General features: G+C 41.7%; 24 protein-coding genes and 1 pseudogene. 16 read left to right on the top strand and 9 right to left on the bottom strand.

Features of this window, described 5'->3' with window-relative positions; genetic code table 11:
* Positions 1 to 7 precede the first annotated feature (7 nt).
* From BLT07_RS10690 to BLT07_RS10675, 4 genes are all read right to left on the bottom strand, one after another.
* The gene (locus BLT07_RS10690) at positions 8 to 1396 is read right to left on the bottom strand and encodes an FAD-binding oxidoreductase (RefSeq protein ID WP_091868531.1); all 1389 of its coding nucleotides are present in this window, start codon (positions 1394 to 1396) and stop codon (positions 8 to 10) included.
* 101 nt (positions 1397 to 1497) lie between these two features.
* Positions 1498 to 2625, bottom strand: a complete 1128-nt coding sequence (locus tag BLT07_RS10685; protein ID WP_091868529.1) for a nickel-binding protein — start codon at positions 2623 to 2625, stop codon at positions 1498 to 1500.
* Positions 2626 to 2944: 319 nt separating this feature from the next.
* The gene (locus BLT07_RS10680) at positions 2945 to 5101 is read right to left on the bottom strand and encodes an ATP-binding protein (RefSeq protein WP_245726512.1); all 2157 of its coding nucleotides are present in this window, start codon (positions 5099 to 5101) and stop codon (positions 2945 to 2947) included.
* A 51-nt stretch (positions 5102 to 5152) separates the two neighbouring features.
* A complete protein-coding gene (locus tag BLT07_RS10675) occupies positions 5153 to 5599 on the bottom strand; it encodes a response regulator (protein WP_091868525.1) in 447 nt (148 codons plus the stop codon).
* A 284-nt stretch (positions 5600 to 5883) separates the two neighbouring features.
* Here BLT07_RS10675 and BLT07_RS10670 point away from each other — a divergent pair, with 284 nt between their 5' ends.
* From BLT07_RS10670 to BLT07_RS10660, 3 genes and pseudogenes are all read left to right on the top strand, one after another.
* A complete protein-coding gene (locus BLT07_RS10670; RefSeq protein WP_091868523.1) occupies positions 5884 to 6207 on the top strand; it encodes a hypothetical protein in 324 nt (107 codons plus the stop codon).
* A pseudogene (locus BLT07_RS10665) lies at positions 6180 to 6620 on the top strand (glycoside hydrolase family 88 protein); the annotation flags it as partial. The gene BLT07_RS10670 and the pseudogene BLT07_RS10665, both read left to right, overlap by 28 nt.
* 666 nt (positions 6621 to 7286) lie before the next feature.
* Positions 7287 to 7751: an Hsp20/alpha crystallin family protein gene (locus BLT07_RS10660; RefSeq protein WP_091868520.1), complete on the top strand. Its 465-nt coding sequence runs from the start codon at positions 7287 to 7289 to the stop codon at positions 7749 to 7751.
* Positions 7752 to 7939: 188 nt separating this feature from the next.
* Here BLT07_RS10660 and BLT07_RS10655 read toward each other — a convergent pair whose 3' ends face one another.
* Positions 7940 to 8773 (bottom strand): patatin-like phospholipase family protein, encoded by an 834-nt coding sequence (locus BLT07_RS10655; protein ID WP_091868519.1) that lies wholly within the window; start codon positions 8771 to 8773, stop codon positions 7940 to 7942.
* Between the two features lie 220 nt (positions 8774 to 8993).
* Between BLT07_RS10655 and BLT07_RS10650 the strand changes: the two genes are divergently transcribed.
* Together BLT07_RS10650 and BLT07_RS10645 are read left to right on the top strand one after the other, a co-directional pair.
* Positions 8994 to 9767, top strand: a complete 774-nt coding sequence (locus tag BLT07_RS10650) for a sigma-70 RNA polymerase sigma factor region 4 domain-containing protein (protein ID WP_091868517.1) — start codon at positions 8994 to 8996, stop codon at positions 9765 to 9767.
* Between the two features lie 11 nt (positions 9768 to 9778).
* Positions 9779 to 10177 (top strand): hypothetical protein, encoded by a 399-nt coding sequence (locus BLT07_RS10645; protein ID WP_091868515.1) that lies wholly within the window; start codon positions 9779 to 9781, stop codon positions 10175 to 10177.
* Positions 10178 to 10305: 128 nt separating this feature from the next.
* On the opposite strand, the gene BLT07_RS10640 is transcribed toward BLT07_RS10645, so the two are convergent.
* From BLT07_RS10640 to BLT07_RS10625, 4 genes are all read right to left on the bottom strand, one after another.
* On the bottom strand, positions 10306 to 11070 hold the full coding sequence (locus tag BLT07_RS10640) for an exodeoxyribonuclease III (protein WP_091868513.1): 765 nt from the start codon (positions 11068 to 11070) through the stop codon (positions 10306 to 10308).
* A 163-nt stretch (positions 11071 to 11233) separates the two neighbouring features.
* Positions 11234 to 13738, bottom strand: a complete 2505-nt coding sequence (locus tag BLT07_RS10635; RefSeq protein ID WP_091868511.1) for a cation-translocating P-type ATPase — start codon at positions 13736 to 13738, stop codon at positions 11234 to 11236.
* 281 nt (positions 13739 to 14019) lie between these two features.
* Entirely contained in the window at positions 14020 to 14412 is a 393-nt protein-coding gene (locus BLT07_RS10630) for a hypothetical protein (protein WP_091868509.1), read from the bottom strand.
* A 29-nt stretch (positions 14413 to 14441) separates the two neighbouring features.
* The gene (locus BLT07_RS10625; RefSeq protein ID WP_245726511.1) at positions 14442 to 14825 is read right to left on the bottom strand and encodes a carboxymuconolactone decarboxylase family protein; all 384 of its coding nucleotides are present in this window, start codon (positions 14823 to 14825) and stop codon (positions 14442 to 14444) included.
* Positions 14826 to 15572: 747 nt separating this feature from the next.
* On the opposite strand from BLT07_RS10625, the gene BLT07_RS10615 reads away from it, so the two are divergent.
* From BLT07_RS10615 to BLT07_RS10565, 11 genes are all read left to right on the top strand, one after another.
* Entirely contained in the window at positions 15573 to 16175 is a 603-nt protein-coding gene (locus BLT07_RS10615) for a TetR/AcrR family transcriptional regulator (RefSeq protein WP_091868505.1), read from the top strand.
* Between the two features lie 62 nt (positions 16176 to 16237).
* On the top strand, positions 16238 to 17512 hold the full coding sequence (locus BLT07_RS10610) for a TolC family protein (protein WP_091868970.1): 1275 nt from the start codon (positions 16238 to 16240) through the stop codon (positions 17510 to 17512).
* Positions 17513 to 17533: 21 nt separating this feature from the next.
* A complete protein-coding gene (locus tag BLT07_RS10605; RefSeq protein WP_091868503.1) occupies positions 17534 to 18421 on the top strand; it encodes an HlyD family secretion protein in 888 nt (295 codons plus the stop codon).
* Positions 18422 to 18472: 51 nt separating this feature from the next.
* On the top strand, positions 18473 to 18961 hold the full coding sequence (locus tag BLT07_RS10600; RefSeq protein WP_091868501.1) for a hypothetical protein: 489 nt from the start codon (positions 18473 to 18475) through the stop codon (positions 18959 to 18961).
* 7 nt (positions 18962 to 18968) lie between these two features.
* Complete coding sequence (locus BLT07_RS10595; RefSeq protein WP_091868969.1) at positions 18969 to 19427, top strand: OsmC family protein; 459 nt, start codon at positions 18969 to 18971, stop codon at positions 19425 to 19427.
* Between the two features lie 6 nt (positions 19428 to 19433).
* The gene (locus BLT07_RS10590) at positions 19434 to 20336 is read left to right on the top strand and encodes an ABC transporter ATP-binding protein (protein WP_091868499.1); all 903 of its coding nucleotides are present in this window, start codon (positions 19434 to 19436) and stop codon (positions 20334 to 20336) included.
* Positions 20333 to 21067 (top strand): ABC transporter ATP-binding protein, encoded by a 735-nt coding sequence (locus tag BLT07_RS10585; protein WP_091868497.1) that lies wholly within the window; start codon positions 20333 to 20335, stop codon positions 21065 to 21067. The genes BLT07_RS10590 and BLT07_RS10585 overlap by 4 nt, the downstream gene beginning before the upstream one ends.
* Positions 21068 to 21216: 149 nt before the next feature.
* Positions 21217 to 22323, top strand: a complete 1107-nt coding sequence (locus tag BLT07_RS10580; protein ID WP_091868496.1) for an ABC transporter permease — start codon at positions 21217 to 21219, stop codon at positions 22321 to 22323.
* A 111-nt stretch (positions 22324 to 22434) separates the two neighbouring features.
* Positions 22435 to 23556 (top strand): ABC transporter permease, encoded by a 1122-nt coding sequence (locus BLT07_RS10575; RefSeq protein WP_091868494.1) that lies wholly within the window; start codon positions 22435 to 22437, stop codon positions 23554 to 23556.
* Positions 23556 to 24320, top strand: coding sequence for an LOG family protein (locus BLT07_RS10570; protein ID WP_091868492.1), 765 nt, complete (start codon positions 23556 to 23558; stop codon positions 24318 to 24320). Before BLT07_RS10575 ends, BLT07_RS10570 begins: the two co-directional genes overlap by 1 nt.
* Positions 24317 to 24724: a hypothetical protein gene (locus BLT07_RS10565; RefSeq protein WP_091868490.1), complete on the top strand. Its 408-nt coding sequence runs from the start codon at positions 24317 to 24319 to the stop codon at positions 24722 to 24724. The genes BLT07_RS10570 and BLT07_RS10565 overlap by 4 nt, the downstream gene beginning before the upstream one ends.
* Positions 24725 to 24748: the final 24 nt, after the last annotated feature.

The following is a 24748-nucleotide window of genomic DNA, read 5'->3' as shown; positions in this document are numbered from 1 at the left end:
TTGAAATTTATTCAGGTAGTATATTCTGATTGATTTTGAACAGGTTATTCGGATCATATTGTTTTTTAATTTGGCGTAAACGATTGTAGTTATGCCTGTAACTCGCTTGTACACGTTCTTGTCCTTCATCCATCATAAAATTGGAATAGGCTCCTCCCGAAGAATATGGGTGTAAGGCTTTCCAATAATCTTTGCACCACGTTGTGATTTTATCGTTTTTGGCCGGATCTGGATCGACACCAACAATTACCCCTGCATATTTGGCATCACGATACGCCCAAGGTGTTTCTTCAGCTTCAACCCTGCCTGCGGCTCCACTGATGGGATATAAATGCATTTGGGAAAGGGGAGTGGGTATCTTGGAACCGAAAGTTAAATGTTGTTTCCTTATTTCAGGGCCTAACTCGTTAAAAAAATCTGCACGCCAGTACCATTGCAGTCCCGGAGGAAGAAGCCCGTCAAATAATGTCTGCATGGCAGGATAAGGCATTTCGCCCACATGTTCGAATAGGGGATTTTTTTCCAATATGGGCTTGAAAACTTCTTTTGCTTTGTTCATATCGCCAGTGTAACACCATACAATACCGCAAAATTGTTTGTTATGTAAATGCTGGGGAAATGGAGGACCGGGAATAATTAGGGTTGCAATGAATCCATTTAAATCATCATTAGCGTTATCGATGAATTTGTGGTACCATTCCATTATTTCCTCGGTTTGTTCAATAGGCCATAGCGTGGGGCCACCGAAAATAGTTTTTACCGGATGGGCCTGAAATTTGAATGAAGTTACAACACCAAAATTTCCGCCACCGCCACGGATGGCCCAGAATAAATCTTTGTTTTTTACTGCGTTTACAGTTACAAAGCTTCCATCCCCCAAAACCATATCCGCCTCCAGCAAATTGTCAATGGTCAAACCATATTTTCTGGACAAATAGCCAACACCACCCCCAAGTGTTAAGCCTCCGACCCCAGTTGTGGATATAATTCCTGAAGGAACAGCCAGACCAAATGGATGCGTAGCATGATCCACTTCCCCCCAAATATTTCCTCCTCCTACCCTTACGGTTTTATTTGAAGTATCGACCCTCACAAATTTGATACCTGAAAGATCTAGTACCAATCCGCCATCGCATAGACCTAATCCGCCCCCATTATGCCCGCCCCCCCTTATGGCTAGTGTAAGGTCGTTTTCCCTGGCAAAATTGACTGCGGCAATTACATCGGCAACATCCCTACAAATAACAAACATACCAGGATGTTTGTCGATCATTGCATTGAATACCTTTCTGGTCTCATGATATTGTGTATCCGTTGGCATGACAATATCACCTTTGAGTCGTGATGCCAAATTTTCAAATAATGCTGTGTCCAAGTCCTGAATTGAATTACCCATGATTTTGAGTTTTTTCTATAAAAACCAAAATTAGGTATGGATAAAACGAAGCTTATCTACATTTCATTCAAAAAACAGTAATTTCCGTTCATGAAGTATTTTCAGGCATTCAAGTTTAAGTGGGAGGAAGGATACATCGATTTTGTATATACGGAGGGAAGCATTCCATATGCTTTTCGAAAGCATTTTGAAAAATAGGCAGGCGTATTAAAACCAGTTTCGTAAGCTATATCGGAAATATTTCCATTTTTTTGGTTCAATCGTTCCAGTGCTTTATTTAACCTATATTCCTTTATAAAACTATGGGGCGACTTGCCGGTTAATAAAATCATTTTCCTGTACAGTTGAGATTTACTATATCCCAAACATTTACTGAAATCATTGGCGTTTAGAGAGGTATTCCTCCACTCCCTCTCCGTATAGTCCATTAAAAGGTTTAGAAATTTTTCATCAATAGAACCCAGTACGGTTATATGTTCCCTGTTGATAGCCATATTGAGGTTCTCGCTCTCGTACAAATCCTTAACTTCGGAGGATATCGTAATTTCTCCACTAACTACGTCACATAAGCGTTCGGCCAATAGTATAGTGTCCTCAAAAATGCCTTCTTTAGAGGTCACGGGGACTCCGGCACTTAAGCCTATATTAATTTTTAGAAAGGAATCGAAATTGAGTTTAAGCCAATCACCCTTTTTGATTTCCAATGCACATCCTACCGCATCGGTGACGGAATCAAAGGAAATTAAAATGTAACCGCTTTTATGTCTTACAATCCTACCTTTGAATTTAGCTGCTGTTTCATTTATGGATATATTGAGGTTGTCCATATGTTCTTTTACAGATTTTTCTGTCGGGGCTTTTAAGGACAAATTTTTTATTCCCGCTACCATGATGGTCCTGAAAGCAGGATCATTAATAATATTCAACGCTGTGTTTTGTGATTTTTCAGGGTCTTCTATACGTCCTAAAAATGATTCCACCACAGCACTATCTACTTCGATAATTCTATGAGGAACTGCTCCGTGTGCCTGGTTATGCATTTCTTCAATGGCTGTCTTATCAGGAGCTTCCACTAAGCAAAATGCGGTTTTTCTTGTATCATCGAACCAATAAGTCAATCCCTTACAATTAAATTTATGCTGTATCTTTAAGTCCTTTTGGTGTAAATCCGCCACGATTTCAGCTGTTACTTGTTCCGAAACATCGTGACGATCCATGTATATGGGCATAACTTTTATTTTTGGTGGTATTACTTATTGGATCTTTCGGGGAATGCCAAGCAAACAGATGGTGGCAGGATGAATTTTTTCACCTTTCCGATAAATTCTTTTCTAGTTCACTTGCGCCAAAATTTAATAATGGCCTTAAATATTCACAAAATACGACATTTCCAGACTATTAGGTGCGGTTCTTTAAAACATTTGATATGTAAAAGGTTGAACGAAATGACCTTGGAAAGGATAAGGCTATGCACAAGTTTAATGGGATTTATCCACACGGTATGAAAATCAATCAGGGTTAGCTTAGAGGATGTAAAATGGATTGACGTTAGGCAGGTAAGTAGATGACAAAGACAGACCCTTTGCCAGGTTCGCTTGTCGTATAAATAAAACCATAGTGGTTTTCGATGATTTTTTTGCAGATAGCAAGACCGATTCCCGTCCCCGAATATTCTGATTTTAGGTGCAGACGTTGAAATACTTCAAAAATTTTCTCCGCCTTATCTTGCTCGAACCCAATACCGTTATCGGCAAAAGTCATTTTATAAAAATACTTGGCCGTCTTATAAAAAGTATGAGGTATCTGTTCACAGTCCACTTTTTCCGACTGGATGACAAGATGGGGCGTCACATTTTGGGAACTATATTTAAGGGCATTGGAAATAAGGTTGTCGAACAACTGTTCCATCTGAAATGAAATACCGTTGATTACAGGTAGTTTATCCACAGCCAGAGTCGCCCCGGTCTCATCGATACGAACAGAAAGATCTTCCGTCACTTTGGCCAAAACGATATTCAAGTCTATTTTTTCAAAATTTTCATGTTTGAAATCAATTCGTGAATAGTTCAAAAGATTATCGATCAAAGACCGCATACGAATGGCGGAGTTCCCGATTTTTTTGAGGTCTTCCCCATCGTTTCTTGAAAGCGCGTTGTTGCCAGCGATACGCGAAATAAACATTTGAATTTTCCGCAGGGGTTCTTGCAGATCATGGCTGGCCACTTGGTTGAACGATTGGAGTTCGGCATTGCTGCGTTCTAGTTCCAGATTACGCAAACGCAAATCCTCATCTTTGGCAACTCGACTGGTGATATCTTGAACGACCCCAAAGGATACGGGCCTGCCCTCTTTTTCGACGTATTCCCCTTTTATATATAGATGCTTTATCTTCCCCTTCCTATCGATAACCCGATAGTTTTGTATAGTTGATTTTCCTATTTCGACCGTTTCCTCGCCAAGCCTGTCATAGATTTCAAGATCATCAGGGTGTATGAATTTACGATAGCTTTGGTAGGATACATTAAAACTATCGGGTTCATAACCTAAAATACGGTACAAATTATCAGACATTGTTGCACTGCCGTCATCAAGGTGCCAAATATAACTTCCAATGCCGGCCACGATTTCGGCATCTTTAAAGATGGAGTTTTGAATTTGAAACTCTTGGTTCAATTTGAGTAGCTCATCATTCTGGTCTTTCAATCGCTCATTGAGCGAAACTAGTTCTTCTTTGACCTGTTCTTCTTCCGTAAAATTTCGGATGGTCACTAGAATACCATCGGCCATAGGGGTAATTATCGACTCGAACCACATTTTACCGGCCTGGGCCAGAATTTCCCGGTCGAGAATAAGTTTGCGGTTCTCTTCATAGCATTGTATCAATTGTTCAAACTCCCCGTTGAGCATAAGGTGTGGAAAAACTCGGGAAATCGGTTTACCAATAATCTTTTCGGGATCGAGGCCCAGATAAGACCGGTTGCATTCATTTGCATAGACAATATTGAAATCAATAATGTTTTTTTCGGAATTGAAAAGGGGTTCATAATAATTGACAATGTTATCGGTGGTGTCCAATACGTTCTGTAAGAAAGCTTGGGACTCGCGAACTCGTAGCTTGTTTCTATAAATCAGTAAAAAAGAAACAAGGAAAACAAAGAGGGCGAAAAACCCCAACAACAGAGTGGTCAGGGGGGCCAAGAACTTATTTGAACTGTACTCATTTTTTCTAGCCTGCATCAACCGTCGTTCCTCGGCACGCATGAGGTCGTTGATATTCCTGATTTGGAATAATGTACTTGAAATTTTTCGTGTCGGGAATGAGTGTCCTTTGACAATTTTGGCATTGCCATTGATCGAATCGCCTGCAAATACAAGGTTCTCATACAAGGTGTCTTCTAAAGCTTGAATATCATCCAAAAGCTTTAATTGGGAAGCATTGCCCCTGACCAGTCCGTGCAGGCTATCAAAAACGATGATGCCCTCGGCCATGTAGTCCTTCAAATTTTCCTCAAACCGGCCCTCCTCCAAAAGTTCTTCCCTGAAATCTTCCGATTCCAAACGGAAGTAGTGGGAAAATAGAGTGCCTATCGCGTCGCTAACCTGATAGGTGCGCGCTACCCTTTCCGCCGACCTTTGCATTCTTTTTATTTGGCTATAGGCCATACTTGCCGTAAAGATGAGTAGGGCGATTGCCAAGGTCAACAATACGATGTAAAATTTTGTGCGGGAATGAATGCGATTAAAATTCATCAGGGGCTACATGCGCAGAAGAAAAGTCTCCTTACTTAGGTTAGACGTATGCTTCTGCCAATCAATTTGGAGTACCCTTTCTACCGTTTCGCGAAGTTGGGTAAAACTACTGGGCTTTTTGATATAGATATTCGCCCCGCCCAGAAAAGTATCCTCGATATCCTTTTCAGAAGATGAAGTGGAGTAGATGGCTATCAATACATTTTTTAACCTCGGATCTCGACGTATCTCGCGAAGACATTCCATGCCATTCTTTCCGGGCATATTCAAGTCAAGGACTATAAGGTTCGGGAGTGTTATCTTGGGCAGGTTCAAAAAATCCATCAATTCCTGGCCGTTTTTAAAAAGGGAGAGCTTGACTTGAAGTGCCAGTTCTTGTAAAGCTTCCCCAAAAAACATTCGATCATCTGCGTCGTCGTCGGCAAGGGCTATATTGAAGGGGGTATCGCTCATTGTTCTAATAGATTTTTGCAATTAGGTCTTGCCAATAAGGAGGCCAATATAAGTAGAAATTGAAAAACATGAGATAAAATTTCTAACAAAAAGCAACTAAACTTTAGTACAAAGGCCTATTCTTTCAGCCATGGATATTCCGGCTACATTGAAATTGCTCTCAAACAAAAGAATCGAATCCGCTAAAACCATAAAAAAAACAGGAATGCATCCGAGCTTTATTTAAACGAAAGGTCAACGCCCAAAAGAATACCAAGCGCGGCGGTTTTGTAAAGGATGTCTATGTGAGAAACCTAGCCGTCGGCCAAGTCAGGGAAGCCATATTGAAAATCAACCTATTCTATGGTATTTATGACGTTCAGGAAGGAAATTACATGCCTGAGGTGAACAACATCTACCTTGAAAATGTTACGGTCAAGAAGGGTGGCCAATATGGCATCTGCGCCAAAGGATATGAAGAAAAGCCCATAAATATTACCCTCAAAAACGTAACCATCTCAGAGGTCGATTCAGCCTATACCCTATCTAACGTAAAAAGCCTACATTTCGAGAATACCTATATCAATGGAAAAAAAATGGAATCGATTTCAAATCCCGATATGAATTAGCGCAAACCAGTTCATTTCCGGATCCGACCCTTTTAGATTTTCAGGAAACGTCACGATGGAGCTACACCAACGGTCTGGTGCTTCAGGCCATGTCACGCATTTATGGGCGGACCGGGAACGAAAAAATCTACGATTCTATCTACGACTATGCGAATCGGAAGATCGATGAAGACGGTAGTATTCAAACCTACCGATCGGCCGATTACAATCTGGATATGATTAAGTCCGGCCATGTTATATTTTGGTTGCACCGGCAGCATCCTGAACCTCGATTTAAAATGGCGATGGACAGCCTGCACAAGCAACTGAAAGGGCAACCTACAACATCACAGGGAGGATATTGGCATAAGAAAAGATATCCAAATCAAATGTGGATGGACGGACTGTACATGGCCGAGCCTTTCCATACCAAGTATGCCATTACTTTATGGAAGGAGACGCGACGAACGAAGTACTGCAAAGATGGCCAGCCCCTGTCGTATGACAAGATTCCCGATTTTGAGGATTATGGTCTAGGATGTTTTTTATTGGCGGGTAGCGAAGTATATAAAATGGATTAGCAGGGTTAAAGAAGATACTATGCCATAAAGCGGCAGCTAAACGGGAGAAAATGCGAGGTAGGAAGGGAGAGACTAGCCCCCCTTTTCTAATTCACATGAAGCCGTTATTCTTACTGATCCAGATATCTCAAATGTTTACGGATGATATTTTCATCAAATGTTACCTCACTGATTTTTGAAGTAAGCCTTGTCTTCGATGACCTACGATTTAGCGGTACGAATTTTTCAATTCCTAGGTGAATTTGACCGGATCGTCCTCCTCAATAAGGCTGGTTTCCCATACGTTTACCCTTAGTAACCGCGATGCAATGCCCAAAAATCGACAACTGTTGTGGGATAACAAAAGTTTATTCGGATGAAATAATTGAGATGAATAGGGGCTGGGTAGCGTTAACATTTGCTTGTCTATATATTTCGCCAAAACAATCCATCGAACTGATGTAGGTCATTTTGCAAAATATAGCATGGTTGTACTTTCGGGATATATTCCAATAATTGTTAACCTAAAAATATAACGTTATGTCACTAGTAAAATTTAGAAGAAAGCCTTTTGGAAATCTAATTACCCAAGATTTTTTCGATATGGATGATTTTTTTGATAACCGCAATTGGGTCGGGAATATGCTGCCCGATACTTTTTGGAACGGAAAAACAGCGGAACCGGCCCTTAACATCATGGAGAACGAAGGCAATTTCGAGATCGAACTTGCCGCTCCCGGTTTTACTAAAAAAGATTTTGAGATAACCATCGAAGATGGCTGTCTGAATATCAAGGCCGAAAAAGAGACCAAAGAAGAGCAAAAAGAGGATAATTACACCCGTAAGGAATTCAGCTACAACTCTTTTCAACGTTCATTGCAATTGCCAGAAACCATAAAGCAAGAAGATATAAAGGCCAAGTATGAAGGGGGCATCTTGAGCTTTAAGCTCGTTAAAAAAGAAGAGCCCAAAAAATTGCCGCCTAAAAAGGTTGAAATCACCTAAACATCTTTTGTCCAAGAATGCCCTTGTCCCGAAATCTAGATGCGTCCATTTAAATAGGTTTGGCTTGAGGGCATTGTCCTTTTTTCGTGTCGTTAAGGGCGCCGCGAAGAATTCCACGCCTTGTTGCCCTGTTCAATAGATTACTCACTTTATTAGAATGACAAATTGTTATAGTCCGTTAATTCGCATCATTCTTCACGACTTTCATCGCAAACCCGTTCATGGCTTCCAATTCGGCCCTCTCTGCCTCCTTTTCTTGTAAGGTATGCCAATTTTGCAAAGCCTTTTTGGTGGCACACATAACCCACCTCGAAAATAGCATCCATATTCTTTAGGGAAAACGTACTGTAATTCGTAAGGTCTTTGGGGGAAATGACCTGATGGCACTCTTTGAACTTATCCAAAGAATCCTTTGCCATACGTATTTTATAGGCGCGTTCCATAATGGTATAGGAATGTCTCAAATCTTGGATCTTCACTTTTTCAAAGGGATTTACGTACACACCTATCAATTGGTGACAATACATTCTGATGAGGTCGGAAGGGAAATTGTTCAAAATACCTACATCGGAATAATAGCCCTCATCGATCTTTTCGGGGGCAAAAACTCCGGGAAAAGCGGCCGAGGCCAAGACCGGCCGAATCAGTTCACCCTGGTGGAAGACTTTCAAGGTGCCGTCCAGAATACGGGTCGCTGTGATATAGAGCGGTGTTTTGAGTGCCGCAAAATCGTCTACGGGCAAGTATTTGGCAAAACTGCCATGGAACTTTTCGGTATCAACAAAGCCCGGTTTGCTTCTGGCATATTTATCAATACTGAATAACTGCACCGTCTTAAAAAAATCGAGAATTTCTTGCCAACCGTGTCCCGCAGCATATAGTGCCCCAACAATTGCCCCTGCACTTGTACCTGCGAAATGGGTGGGATAAATATTCTTAAAAACGTAAGTGACTGTCGCACAATTCCGATAAACATCAATTTTTTTCGGAAACAGTATTTTGTCGGGATGTGCGATTTGCATTGCTTTGGTTTAAGATGTCATTCCATTCATTCCAGTCATTCCTGTCATTTCGCATAAAAATGGCTTGATGCATTACACCTCAAAATGACGCACACCAGTCTTGAATAATTTTAACCGTGGGTATAGCATCCTAAAAAATACCTACAACTGACCTACATCATTTTATCGATGGAATAAAGATTGGATTTTTGTGCCACCCATAAAATTAAAATCGATAACCATGAATAATAAAATAGTCTATAAGACCCGAAAAGAGTTCCACATATTTGTAGCAAGTACGTACCCCGATTTAAAAGAAATCAAGGATTTTGGAGATAAAAAAGCCTTTAATGAACTATTGCTGAAAGATTTGCCCCAAGTAAGGCGGTACATTACCAAAAGATTGAACACGGCATTATCAAAGGGAAACCTCCCAAGGGGAAAGTATCGCCCCGATGATTTTATAGATCAATTGTTCATCGAGGTCTATGACCATTTTGATGAAGTGGGAAACAAAGCGGATTTCTACCCATGGCTGTTCAAAAAGGCCGATGAACTCTTGGATGATACCATAATTGATGAGGAATTCGATGCGGTTTTCTTTGAAAATATCGATGATTTTTCAAGACCTGAATGGAACGAGATGGAGGAAAAATTCAGCACCGATGGTGATGGTGATTTGGTCATGCTAGAAGAGCTGGATGATATTTCATACCCTAAGAACGACTACATGCTGAACCATGTTTTCGTGGAAGACGACAAAAAGGAAATCATTGACAAACTGGACAAAGAATTAGGCGAGAAGAACATCAGAAGACATGCTGATATGGTATTGCACTATTTGCCTTTACCCATGCGAACCGTCTTTGAACTGGCCACACAATACCATTTTGATGTAGAGGAAATCGCCAAAATACGAAATCAGAGCATTCAAGAAATAAGAGAACTTCTAGAAAATGCCCGAAAAAGTTTGGAGACCAGTTTTTTAAACAGGCACTTTGCGGACAATACTTAAAACCAAATATCATGAATGCAACAACACCTAATCCGAAAAGGGAACTGTTATTGGGCGCAGGCCTTGACGTGCTGCACCAAGAAAGCCGCGAATGGTTGGAGACCATCGCGTTTTGGAAAGACGAGACCAAATTCTTCTTCAATCTTTTGGATAAAAAGGAAACCAAGGAATCGGAATATGGCCACATGCTGAAATATCTTGATACGATCCACGAGAATCTTTTTGATTACCTTGCGGACGATATTACCGACCACGAAAAACTATTGTCCCGTTTGGAAAAAAACGAAAAGGGCCTTTCGGATGCCGATTATAGGGATGAACACCAAAAGCTCAACGAAAGCATGGTGCTGTTCGAGAACGATTTCAAGGAATTCAAGAAGATGGTCTTTGGGTATGCGAAGAAACTTTAAATGGTTTCTAGGGTAAAGAGGGGCTAGCAACTCAAAGTATTTGCACACTTAATCCCACCGTCTTCTCTAGAGCGAATCCACCTCCCTTTAAAAAAGGAAGGAGCCTTTAAAACTAATCCATCTCCACTTTACAAATCAATCTCAAGCCCGATCGGGCAATGATCGGAGCCCAGAATATTCGAATAGATCCTTACCGACTTTACTTTATCCATTAGGGATTCGCTGATCAGAAAATAGTCGATTCGCCAACCTGTATTGCGTTCGCGGGCCTTGAAACGATAGCTCCAATAGGTATAGGCCACTTCTTCGGGATGTAGTTTTCGCCATGAATCCACAAAACCGGAGTTGATGAAGTTATCCATGCCATCGATCTCGATTTGGGTATAGCCCGCCGTTTTGTTGTAGTTCGATTTATCGTTTTTCAGGTCGATAGGGCGATGGGCCACATTAAAATCGCCACATGCGATTACGGGTTTTTTCTTTTCTAGGTTTTTAAGGTATTTCAAAAAGTCGGCATCCCATTTTTGGCGGTAGTCCAAGCGATCCAATTGCTGTCCCGAATTGGGGACATAGACATTTACAAGATAAAAATCTGTGTATTCCGCACATTGTATCCGCCCTTCGTTATCGTGTTCTGCAATGCCCATGTCGAGGGTAATAGACAATGCTTCCGGTTTGCTTAATATGGCTGTTCCGGAATAGCCCTTTTTGTCCGCTGAATTATAGGTGTTATGATAACCTTTCAAAAGCGACAAAGCCGATTCCGTTTCATCGTCCTGTGCCTTTGTCTCCTGTAAACAGAGCATGTCGGGATTAAGTTTTTCGATAGAGTCGAAAAAATCTTTTTTGACTGCGGCACGTATGCCGTTGACGTTCCATGAGATGATGTTCATTTCGGTATTTTTAAAGCTGTTAGGTTTTATATTGTACTCTCTTTTGTCGTTCCGAGGCACTTCTCTCTTTTGTAATTCCGACCCCCCCGATAGTTATCGGGAGAGGAATTTGTTGAACGGAGCAATTGTACGTGGAATTTTTCGCTATTCTCTAAATGACGAATTAGGGGGTTTTCTTTCCCCTTTTCTTCCATTTCACGAGTTCATACCAAATTACCGATAAAAACCCAATACCGATTGGGACAAGAATTTGATGCGCACCCAACTTTTGAAATCCAAAAAAGCGGGTCAATGGGGGAACAAAAAGTAGCAATGCCGTTAATACCACCGTCACCAAAATAATCAACGGCACCATATTGTTCTTATATTTTAGGGTGGTCCAAATAGAATATCGAAATGATCGATTGACCAACGTCAAAACGATATTGGCGGAAATTAAGGCCACAAAGACCATGGTGCGGGTAACGGCTTCGTCATAACCTTGGTACACGGCATATTGATAGGTCGATAGGGTGCCGACGGTAATCATCAACCCTTGGATGACACTTGTGGTCAATTCCCGCCAGTTAAAAAAAGTGGTGCTGATCGGACGTGGTTTTTGGATCATGGTATCCTTTTCCATGGGTTCGTTTTCATAGATGATGCTACAGGTCGGCCCCATGATCAATTCCAAAAAGATGACATGCACGGGCGTAAAGATATTCGGGAATGCCCAGCCTAAGACCAATGGTATGAACACCGTTAGGATAATTGGGATGTGAATGGAAATGATATACTGGATCGCTTTTTTTAGATTGGTATAAATACGCCTGCCCATGGCCACGGCATCGACCATTTTCGATAGGTCGTCTTGCAACAATATGATAGAGGCAGCTTCTTTGGCGATCTCTGTACCCTTTTTGCCCATGGCGATACCGATATGTGACGCTTTGAGGGCAGGGGCATCGTTTACGCCATCGCCAATCATTGCGACGATTTCGTGGTTCGATTTTAGCGCGTTGATAATCTTGAGTTTGGCCTCGGGAAACATTCGGGGAAAGACATTGGTAGTCTGTACCCGTTCTTGTAGTTCGGTTTCGGTCAGCTTCATCAGTTCATCGCCGGAAACACTTTTTTCATAGCCTCGAAAACCGATTTCTTGGGCGATGGCCGAAGTGGTTTCGGCATTATCGCCCGTAACGATCTTGACTTTTATTCCTGCATCGTGAAAAGCGTCGAAAACGGAATTGATGTTCTTTTTAGGGGGATCGTAAAAGGCGACGATTCCCTTAAAATCAAATTTAAAGTCCTGTTGTTTTTTAGGATAGTCGGTACCCTGAAAACGGGTTTCCCCAACCCCTAGCACGCGATAGCCGTCTTTGGCAAGTTCGTCGATGGCCTTATTGATCTGTTGTTTATCGCTTTCGGATAGATTGGAAACTGCCATCAGAGCTTCGGGAGCACCTTTGGCGGCAATAATCCGGTTTCCCGCAGCATTTTCAAAAAGATGCGTCATCATGGGCGGTTTTCCATCCAAGGGATATTCGTGTACCATTTTGTAATCGGGGCGTTCGTCTTTTGAATTCGTTTTTTGGTAAGCATCGTGCAGGGCAACTTCCATAGGGTCAAAGGGAATGGGCTCGCTTGCCCACATGGCCAATCGGATCAGTTCCATTTCCATTTCACCCAAAGAATTTTTGGTATCGGTTATTTTTTGAGCGGAAAGCGCAAACACCTTGGCAAGCGACATCTTGTTTTCGGTGATCGTTCCCGTTTTATCGGAGCAGATGACGGTTGCACTTCCCAAGGTCTCGACCGTTTTGAGCTGTTTTACGACAACTCCCATTTTTAGCAACCGATACGAACCCAAGGCCATAAAGGTGGTAAAGGCAACGGGTATTTCTTCGGGTAGAATCGACATGGCCAGGGTAAGGGCCTTGAGCAAACTGTCAAGCACATCACGGGAATTGTAAAAGTTGATGCCCCAAACAATCATAAAAACGATTGCCCCGGCGATGATCATTTTCTTGACAAAATTATTGATTTGCCTTTCTAGGGGTGTTTTTTCTTCTTGAATGTCCTCCAGACTTTTACCGATTTTTCCGAGCTGTGTCTCGTTGCCGATGGCGGTTACGGTGGCAATGGCGAGGCCGCTTGCTACGGTGGTGCCCTTATAGATTTTATTGTCCTCTTTTTCGGTATCCTTGTAAACGGAAAGCGATTCCCCCGTAAGAAGGGATTCGTTGACCGAAAAGTCGTTGGAGTGTACGATTCGGCCATCTGCGGAGATGATGGAGCCTTCCTCGACCATTAAGCTATCCCCCAACACGACTTCCTCGCTGTTGATCTCATCAAGCTCGCCATTGCGGATGACCTTGCATTTAGGCTGGGTAAAGTCTTTGAGCTTTTCAAGGGCGTTGCGACTCTTGCCATCCTGATACAGTGAAATAGCGGATACCAATACGATGGCGGCCCCCATAAAAATGCCGTCTCCAACGCTTCCGCTGATAAAATAAATGGCAGAGGCCACCAACAATAGAATGACCATTGGCTCTTGTGCCAGACTTTTGAGGGCATCCAAAAGCCCGTGGACTTTTTTTCCCTCTAAAAGGTTTTTTCCGTGAGTTGCCCTTGCTTGAAGTACTTCTTCGGAGGTCAATCCCTTGATTTTGAAATTTTCTTGTATCATATTCGACAGTTGGATCGTCCCACTAAAAGTAGCATTATTTATTGCTTAAACCGATCTGCAGATATTTGTTTTTAAACCGGATTCCGATTTTTGGAATTTCCTTGTAATCCGAATCAAAAATAACAGGTAGTTTCGAGAAATTTAATAGACTGTTTTGAAATGTAAAATGACCACCAAAAAGCCAAGAATAAGGGACAGCACAAACCCCACAGCACCTAATAACGGGGAATTCTATCATGTATTCGATGTGATAGGAACCGTACGGGCGGGCAGGTTTGCAATTACATATACTTGGTCAAAAAACGAAAAAATCCCTTTTTCAATTGTGCATAGATTTGGCGTTGGGTCTCCATTTTTTTCCTGAAATCCATATGTGTGTTTACGAGGGCGATATTCATCGATTCATCGCCCTTTTGGCTATGGCCCGCAATGCTTTCTTCGTGTTCCTCGATGGTTTCTTGCAAATCTTGGATTATACCAATATGAAGCGCAATTTCATTTTGGTAGTGCTCCAATTGTTTGAGTACCTCTTTGCTCGTATAGCGTGATACCAGTTCGCTCAAGCGATTATTGAAGGTTTTGAGCTCGTCTTTCCAAAAGTCCAGTTCCGACTTCCAGTTTTGGTGTTCAAAATGAAGGTTTTCGTCGTATACTACTTCTTTTGTTTTTTCCATGATATTTTTCTTTTTGATGTGTTATCGATTCAGTTTTTCTCCAATGCTGCAAATTGATCCAACGCCTCCATGGCTTCGCAACCATATATTACTGATGGTCCGCCGCCCATCATCACGGCCACGCCAATGGTTTCCATAATCTCCTCGGAACTGGCACCGGCGTTCAACGAATCGTGTACGTGAAAGGCGATACAGCCATCACAGCGCACGGTAATGGCAATTCCGAGTGCAATAAGTTCTTTGGTCTTTGTCGAAAGTGCACCCTCGGCGGTACTCGCCCTATGCAGATCTGTAAAACCTTTCATGGTGTCGGGTATTCGGGTGCCCAATTTCTTCATGGCCTTGGTCGAAGCGTTATAGTTTTTTGAATAGTCCCGTATCATCACTTTTCTGTTTTGGGAAGGGACGTTCATCCCCTTCGTTTCAATCCCAAAACTATGCGATGCGGATCAGCTTCAAAATGATTTAGATCATTCCACATGAAATCGCTATGGTTTTATTTAGCAAAAGGTTTTTTTGCTTGAGGGATTGCAGCGTTTACCCCTAGGACTTTATAGTTATTTTCGGCTCTGAGGGCCTGTTCAAAAATTACCTGTACATTTCTACTTATTCTTTTGATTGCTAACTGCGTTAAAGATTCGCGTAGTAGCTTGCCTATGCCTGGTTTTTTTGCCTTGTTAACCATCAAAATAACTGCCGTTAACCTGTACGCGGTATTTCTGAAAAGACCTAAAGGCCGAGGAGTAAGAGCGGAAAGCCCTACCCTTGTGGTCACGCCCAAACAATTTTTTACAATAATTCCTAAATTTTAAGCTAGGCTGGGAAATTTACCGACAATCCTATTGAAATTCTTCATATCGGTCGCTCCCTCGGTACTGTAAAATAGAATGTTGGACTGGGATGAAATCCCCAGAATCAGGTTCAAATTTCGCATATTGTCTTTTGTCATCAACACAATAAAACCGACCAAACCCCCGACCCCGAATTCCCCTGCGATTATTCTTTGGTCATTTTCGTTCGTATAGTGTAGATAGGGGTGTCGGTAGTTACATGCTTACCATAAATATATCTTAAATATTTAGTAGGTCTTTGACCTTGAAAATAAATGTAATATATTTGTTAACCATATAGTTAAATTATATGGTTTAACATTATAGTTAATGAAAGATTCAAGCACAGAGGAGAATATCTTAAAAGCGGCAACTTCGGTATTCCAAAAAAAAGGAATGGCGGGTGCCCGCATGCAGGAGATTGCCGATGAGGCGAAAATCAACAAGGCGATGTTGCATTATTATTACAGGAACAAACAACAGTTGTTCGAGGCTGTTTTTATGCTGGCCTTCCAAAAATTCGCACCGCACGTGAACGGTATATTCAATTCGGAAGCTTCCGTTTTTGAAAAAATCAAGGGATTTGCCGACAGTTATATCTCCTTTGTTATCGAGAACCCTTATCTGCCCACTTTCCTGATACAGGAAATCAATATTAATCCGGAATTTGCCGAAACTTTTTTTACGGCGAATTCAGCACCGGATCCTGCATTGTTCGAAAAACAGATTGCGGAAGAAATCGAAAAAGGTATTCTGAGACCCGTTGACCCCAAACAACTTTTACTGAACCTTTTTTCGCTCTGTGCCTTTCCTTTTGTGGGAAGCGGTCTGATAAAAGGAATTTTAAAACTCGATAAAGAATCCTTCAATACTATGATGGAAGAACGAAAGAAATTGGTTCCGCAACTAATTATCAACTCAATAAAGACATGATGCAAATCATAGGAAAGCATATTGGAAAAAAGGAATTTTGGGTATTATTAAAATCTGTCAAAATGCAAAGGATGTTGATTTTTATGGCACTAGTTTTGCCCTTCGTCGCATCTGCGCAACAAACGATTACGTTGGACGAGTGCTTTAACCTCGTGAGCGAGAACTATCCGCTGGCCAAACAATCCGGTTTACTTAACGATCAATCCCGTCTGGATATCGAGGCTATCAATAAGGGAAAATTGCCCAAATTGGATGTCAACGCACAAGCTACCTACCAATCGGATGTTACGAGTTTACCAATCCAGATTCCGAATGCTACTATTGAACCGCCCAACAAAGATCAGTACAGGGCAACGTTGGAGGCAACCCAATCTATTTACAACGGCGGATTGATAAACGCCTCTGCAAAAGTTGTAGAGGCCAAGGGCAAAGTAGGCCAACAGGAAGTGGAAGTCAATTTATACGGACTCAAAAATCAGGTCAACCAACTCTACCTGTCCGTATTATTAGTACAAGAAAACCGCACTCTTTTAGAGGCCAAGGAAAAACAATTGTTAACACGCTTGGAAGAGGTCGCCGCTGGCGTGAAATTCGGGATGTTGTTGCCGTCATCGGCCGATGCCCTTGAAGTGGAACTCCTAAAAATAAAACAGAGTTATGCGGAACTCGATTTCTCCAAAACAGGATTGCGAGAAAGGCTGTCGCTCCTGATAGGTAGGGAACTGTACGAAGATGTGGCATTGCAGCGGCCCGAAGTTTTTATGGAGGCCGACGCGGTATCCAAAAGGCCCGAACTGATGCTTTTCGACCTTCAAAAGGAACAGGTCGAGCTTTCCACCGAATTGCTTTCAAAATCGAAGCTTCCCAAGCTGAACGCATTTGTACAAGGGGGTTATGGCAATCCCGGACTGAACATGCTAGATAATAACTTCAATACTTTTTATATGACGGGATTGCGGTTGAACTGGAACGTTTTCGATTGGAACAAGAACAAGACCGAAAAACAGTCCCTACAAATCAACAAGGAAATCATCGACACCCAAAAAGAAACCTTTGAACTCAATAACCATGTTGAACTGGCCGGTCTACAATCCGAAATCGCTAAAATAAACGAACTGATTTCCTATGATGAAGCAATTATCACTTTACGGGAAAAAATGGCCAAAACAGCCGCATCACAGTTGAAGAACGGGGTCATCACATCATCGGGCTACATTACGGAATTTACCAACCTTTACGAAGCCAAGAGCAACCTGGCCTTGCATAAAACCCAAAGGCTATTGAAACAGATTCAGTATCAGATTACGAAGGGAAACTACGGAACAATCAATAACTGAAATTAATACTAGACGAAAACAATGAAAAATACTGGCATAATAATCTATACGGTCATTCTGGCCACCTTCTTGTCCTGCAACTCTAACGGCGACAAGGCGGACGGTTACGGCAATTTCGAGGCCACGGAAACCACGGTTTCTGCCGAGGCCAATGGCAAACTTCTATTTTTTAATATTGAGGAAGGGAATGAGGCTGAAGAAAATGAAGTGGTCGGGGTCATTGACACGATCCAATTATCCCTAAAACGCGACCAACTAATGGCAGCTAAAAACACCATTTTTTCGAAATCCCGCAATGTACTCTCACAACGGGAAGTTTTAAAAGAACAATTAAAAGTGGCCCAGAACGACCATTCCCGTATCGAAAACTTGATCAAAGAAAATGCCGCCACCCAAAAACAATTGGATGATATCAACGGACAGATAGACATATTAAAACAACAGATGAAAAGCGTCGAAACGCAGAACGCGCCCATTGTCAATGAGGTAAAAAGCATCGAGGTGCAGATACAGCAGATAGAGGATCAAATTCAAAAAAGTATCATCAAAAACCCGATAAAGGGAACCGTTCTGGTCAAATACGCAGAACCTAACGAGATTACCGCATTTGGAAAACCCCTATACAAAATCGCAGATCTCGATGAAATGGAACTTCGCGTATACATTGGCCAAACCCAATTGGCAAACCTAAAAACAGGACAAGAAGTAACCGTAAAAATCGATGATGCGGATGGTATGAAATCCTACGATGGACACATATCGTGGATTTCCGCTTCCGCGGAATTTACGCCTAAAATCATTCAGACGAAGGAGGAGCGTGTAAACTTGGTTTATGCCGTAAAAGTGAGCGTGAAAAACGACGGTAGTTTAAAAATTGGCATGCCAGCCGAGATGTGGATCAAGGGTTAGTGAACGGTTAAAAACACAGAGGGACACAGAGATAATTTATAAATAAATACAATGAAAAGAACAGCAATTTTACTATCGGTATTTTCCTTGATTATAATCAGTTGCAAGGAGATAAAAAAGGAAAATCCAACCGAGGCGGAAACTACCGTCAAAATGGTCGAACATGATTCCCATACTAGGGCAACCCAAGAACCGGACGATACTTGGGAAAACGATATGGTATTGAACAACGGTATCAAATGGCAAGCAAACAAAGAGACGACCGATGGGGTCAGGGCCATGTTATCGCTAATAAATGGAACTAAAGCTTCCACTATTGATGACTATAAAGAATTGGGCGATAAACTAAATGATGTTAAGAATACGGTCGTAGAGGAATGTACCATGAAAGGGCCTTCACATGACAATCTACATATTTGGCTGTACCCGCTAATCAAAAAAATAGAGCTTCTTCAGAACGCCGAAACCACTAAGGAAGGTGCTGAAACTTTAGCAAGCATAATCGATAATCTAAACGCTTACAATACTTATTTTAAATAAAATGGCTATGGAAAAACATGTTTACAACGTTGATATTAGTTGGACACAAGACCGAAAAGGTATGATGTGTTCACCAGAGCTGCGAAAAAATGAAACTAATGAAATCAACTGCATAGAGGTTGCAACACCCCCTGAATTTCCTAGTGGAATACCAAATATCTGGTCGCCCGAACATTTATTTACTGCCGCGGTAAGCAGTTGTTTAATGACCACTTTTTTAGCTATTGCCGAAAATTCAAAATTAGAATTCGTCAGTTTTAAATGTGGATCTAAGGGTGTTTTAGACAAAATAGATGGCAAGTTTGTAATAAGTGAAGTGTTGTTATATCCAGAAGTCGTTATTGCAGATGAAAATCAACGCGATCGCGCTGAACGTATTCTAGAAAAATCTGAAAAAGCTTGTTTAGTTTCAAATTCAATCACTTCCAAAATTACGATGGAAACTAAAATTCTAATTCAAAAGTAACGCAGCTTGGGTATTTCTGTCAAACATATCAGCAAATCCTATGACAAGGTAAGGGCCTTGGACGATATTTCCTTTGAAGTAAAACCAGGGGAACTGTTCGGACTTATCGGGCCCGATGGTGCGGGAAAGACCACTTTGTTCCGAATTCTGACCACCTTATTGATTGCCGATAAAGGGGAAGCTACCGTTGCCGGTTATGATGTTGTAAATGATTACAAGGCTATCCGAAACCTTGTGGGCTATATGCCCGGAAGGTTTTCCTTATACCAGGACTTGACAGTCGAGGAAAACCTGAATTTCTTCGCCACTATTTTCGGTACCACCATCGAAGAGAACTACGATTTGATCAAGGATATTTATGTCCAGATCGAACCCTTTAAAAATAGAAGGGCAGGAAAATTGTCCGGGGGAATGAAACAGAAACTCGCCTTGTCGTGCGCCTTGATACACAAACCCAAAGTCTTGTTTTTAGATGAACCGACAACAGGTGTAGATCCCGTATCCCGAAAAGAATTCTGGGAAATACTCAAACGCCTGCAGCAAAAAGACATCACGATATTGGTGTCCACCCCTTATATGGATGAAGCGGCACTTTGCGACCGTATCGCATTGATGACCGGGGGTCAAATTTTACAATTGAGCGCGCCGGAAGCGATTATCGCATCCTTCCCCAAGAAAATATTCAAGGTCAGAACGGCTGAAACCTATCGATTGATCCAAGACCTAAAGGTTTTTACCCAGACCCATAGTGCTTACCCCTTTGGGGAATATATGCATTTCACCAGCATGGAATCCGATTTTAAGGCGGAGGACCTCATCCGATATTTAAAGGGGAAAAAACATAAGAATATCGAAGTCCTTGAGACCGAACCTACTATCGAGGACAGCTTTATGGAATTGTCAAAATGAAAAACGGAAACATCATACACGTAAAGAACCTGACCAAAACGTTTGGAGACTTCACGGCGGTGGACAACATCTCTTTTCAAGTGGGCAAAGGAGAAGTGTTCGGATTTTTGGGCGCAAATGGAGCGGGAAAGACCACGGCCATGAAAATGCTCATCGGTATCTCAAAACCCTCTTCAGGCGAAGCGCAGGTAGCTGGTTTCGATGTAAAATCGCAGGCCGAAAAGGTTAAAAGAAGTATTGGATACATGAGCCAGCGGTTTTCATTGTACAATGATCTGACCATACGGGAAAACATCACTTTTTTCGGGGGTATTTACGGACTCAAGAAATCCGACATCAAAACGAAGTCTCAAAACCTGATCGATGAACTCGACCTGCATGATGAGGCCGATAAACTGGTCGGTTCGCTGCCTTTGGGCTGGAAACAGAAAGTAGCTTTTTCCGTATCGTTATTGCATGACCCCCAAATCATATTTTTAGATGAGCCTACCGGCGGGGTTGACCCTATTACCCGGCGGAAGTTCTGGGAAATGATTTATCGCGAGGCCCACAAAGGCAAGACCATTTTCGTAACTACACATTATATGGATGAGGCTGAATACTGTGATAGGGTATCCATCATGGTGGCAGGGAAAATAGAAGCGCTGGATACACCCAAAAACCTAAAGGAGAAGTATAAGGTTGAATCCATGAACCAAGTTTTTCTGAAACTGGCTAGGAATATTGAGTGATGAATTCAGTAGCAGTTGTCAGTTGCAGTTCGCAGTAACGAGTAAAATAATATCTAAAAAATGAATAGTAATCAGTAGGCCGTTATCATCTTAAAATCCATACCTCCAAAAAAACCTAATACGGACAGCGTATTAACCTTTAGATAAAAATGAAACGATTCATAGGATTTATTAAAAAGGAGTTTTATCACATTTTTCGTGACAAGCGCTCTTTGTTCATCCTTTTCGGTATGCCGATCGTTCAGGTCATGCTGTTCGGTTTTGCCATAACCAATGAGATAAATAATGTAGATATCGCCATACTCGACCATTCCAAAGATGCCAATACCAAACAAATCATAGACAAAATATCAGCCTCCAAATATTTCAGTATAAAGGACTTTTTGGACAATGAAAGAGATATAGAAACGGCATTCAAAAAAGGAGAGATCAAAGCGGTACTTAATTTTGAGAAAGATTTCAGCAAAAAATTAATGACCGAAAATCAGGCGACCGTTCAAATACTGACCGATGCAACGGATCCGAATACGGCCAACACGATTAGTAATTACACCAGTTCGATCTTAAGTAGCTACCAAGAACTTCTCAACAAAGACATATCCATACCCTATCAAATCGGTGTACAGACCCGAATGTTCTATAATCCCGAACTGAAAAGTGTTTTTATGTTCGTGCCAGGGGTAATGACGATAATTTTAATGTTGGTATCCGCCATGATGACCTCGATTTCCATAACCCGTGAAAAAGAATTGGGCACTATGGAAATTCTTTTGGTTTCGCCTTTAAAGCCCTTTCAAGTCATCGTGGGCAAAGTAGTGCCCTACATTCTGCTATCCGTCATCAACGCCATCGTTATTATACTGCTCAGCATTTTTGTTTTTAGTATGCCCGTGGAAGGAAACCTATTTTTGTTGGGAGCCGAAACCATCCTTTTTATCATGAATGCACTTTCATTGGGAATTTTGATATCAACAGTTTCGGCATCACAACAAACGGCGATGATGGTTTCGCTTATGGGGTTGATGCTACCGGTAATTTTATTGTCGGGCTTTATTTTCCCTATCAGTAGTATGCCGTTTCCCTTGCAGGTCATTAGCAATATCATTCCCGCTAGATGGTTTATCATTATTTTAAAAGGTATCATGTTGAAAGGTGTGGGCTTGGTATATCTATGGAAAGAAACCCTGATATTGGTAGGCATGACCTTATTTTTTATCGCTTTGAGCGTGAAGAAGTATAAGATTCGATTGGAATGAAAAAGAAGTACGAAATACAAAATAAGAAGTTAGAAATAAAAAACTGGACTCGTAGACAAATAAACCTTTTTTGTCCCGAAATTTCGGGGGCGCTTGATACTTGAACTTAAAATGAACACGATACGCTACATCATACAAAAAGAATTCAAGCAGATCTTTCGGAACAAGGCGATGCTTCCGATTATTTTTGTATTGCCCCTGATCCAATTGGCCATCTTGGCCAACGCGGCGACTTTTGAAGTTAAGAACATCAAGTTTGGCTATATAGATAATGACAAGACTTCCCTTTCGCGAGAACTGATTGAAAAATTCAATGCATCGACATATTTTAATGTACTAACGGATTTTCCTTCTCACATAATAGCCGACGCAGATATGTTGGAAGGTCAGGTGGACGTAGTTTTGGAAATACCTCTGCATTTTGAAAGAAACTTGTTAAAAGAAAAGAAGACCGACCTGTCGGTAAGAATAAATGCCATAGACGGGGCGGCGGCGGGAGTGGAAAACGTATATGTGAACCGGATTGTGCAGCAGTTCAACCAAAAAGTCCGAACGGAATTACTGTTGGTCGGCGAAAATATCAACAAACTCCAAAACATCGCCACTATTCCCTCATTTTGGTATAACGAGACATTGAACTATAAAACGTTTATGGTGCCCGGTATCTTGGTGCTATTGGTTACCATGATTACACTTTTCCTATCAGGGATGAATATCGTACGTGAAAAGGAAATCGGAACCTTGGAGCAGATCAACGTTACGCCTATAAAAAAATATCAGTTCATTATAGGGAAATTATTTCCATTTTTGATTCTGGGGCTGGTCCTTTTGACCGTTGGGTTGATTATCGCAAAATTGCTTTTCGATATTCCCATTGTGGGAAGTATTTTATTGATGTATGGCTATTCTATCATTTACATATTGGTCATTTTGGGCATGGGGCTCTTTATCTCCAATTTTACCGATACGCAACAACAGGCCATGTTCATTGCTTGGTTTTTTATGGTCATCTTCATCTTGATGAGTGGCTTGTTCACGCCAATAGAAAGTATGCCGAATTGGGCACAAGTGCTTACTGAATTCAATCCCATTAAATATTATGTGCAGGTCATGCGTATGGTCATGTTGAAGGGTGCTGGTTTTTCCGATATTTATCAGCAACTCTTAAAAACCTTGGCTTATGCTTTAATAATGAATGCGTTGGCAGTATATAGCTACAAAAAGGTTACCTGATGGAAAATAACAATCGTTTACAGACCGAGGAGTCCAAATTTTTACTTGGACCGATGTCCAGGTTCAAGGAACTGTTCTTTACCTTCAGGGTACAGCTCAGTTTCATCAAGGCCTTTCGAAAATTGCATTTTATCGGACCTTGCGTAACGGTTTTTGGGTCGGCACGGTTCGAGGCGGACAATACCTTTTACCAACAAGCAGAAAAAGTTGGCGCGGCCCTGGCAAATTTGGGATTTACGGTAATGACGGGCGGTGGCCCCGGAATTATGGAAGCCGCGAACAAAGGAGCTTATGAAGCGGGCGGATATTCGGTGGGCTGCAACATCATCCTTCCCTTCGAACAAAAACCGAATCCGTATCTGCATAAGTGGATAGACATTCGCTACTTTTTTGTGCGGAAGTTTCTTTTAATAAAATATTCTTACGCTTTTGTGGTCATGCCGGGGGGAATGGGTACGTTGGATGAACTGTTTGAATCGATTACCCTGATACAGACCAAAATGATACAGAATTTCCCCGTCGTCATTTTCGGTTCGGAGTACCATAAGGAACTCTGCCAACACATCAAGATCATGGCCGAGAACGAAAGTATAAGCCCTGAGGATATGAAACTGCTTTTCGTGACCGATTCCGTGGAAGAAATGGCGGAACATATCAAGACCCACGCCATCGAAAAATTCAAACTGACGCCAAAACCACAAAAACCAAAATGGTGGTTTGGCGAAAGTTTTGAGAAAGTAAACCCTATAAATCGAATAAGATGAAAAAGCGCAAAATATCGAGGTTCGTCACCCTATTTATTTTAACGGCGTTCGCGCTGTTGACCTTGTTTTTGAGCAGTTCGGTCATCTTTGATTGGTTCGGCATACGGGCCAAAGAAGGTAATTACGTACCCATGGTCGTCTGGGTGAATTTCATAAGTAGCATGCTTTATCTTATTGCCGCCTATGGATTGCTAAAGCTAAAAAAATGGACGGTCAAACCCTTACTGGTTTCTGTTTTCATATTAATCGGGGCAATGGTCGGCCTTTACGCGCATATAGATGCGGGCGGCCTCTACGAAACCAAGACCATCGGGGCACTGTTCATTAGAACCGCTCTGACGCTTGGTTTTTCCTTTATGGCCTATTTAATAACTATAAAATGGAAAAATCCGAAAGAAAAATAATTTACAAATACTCAGCTATGGCCA

It is taken from the genome of Pricia antarctica (genome assembly GCF_900101815.1).
In the GTDB taxonomy this organism is placed as follows: Bacteria; Bacteroidota; Bacteroidia; order Flavobacteriales; family Flavobacteriaceae; genus Pricia; species Pricia antarctica.
Note: the sequence above shows the minus strand (reverse complement) of the source record. Positions and strands in the feature narration are given on the sequence as shown.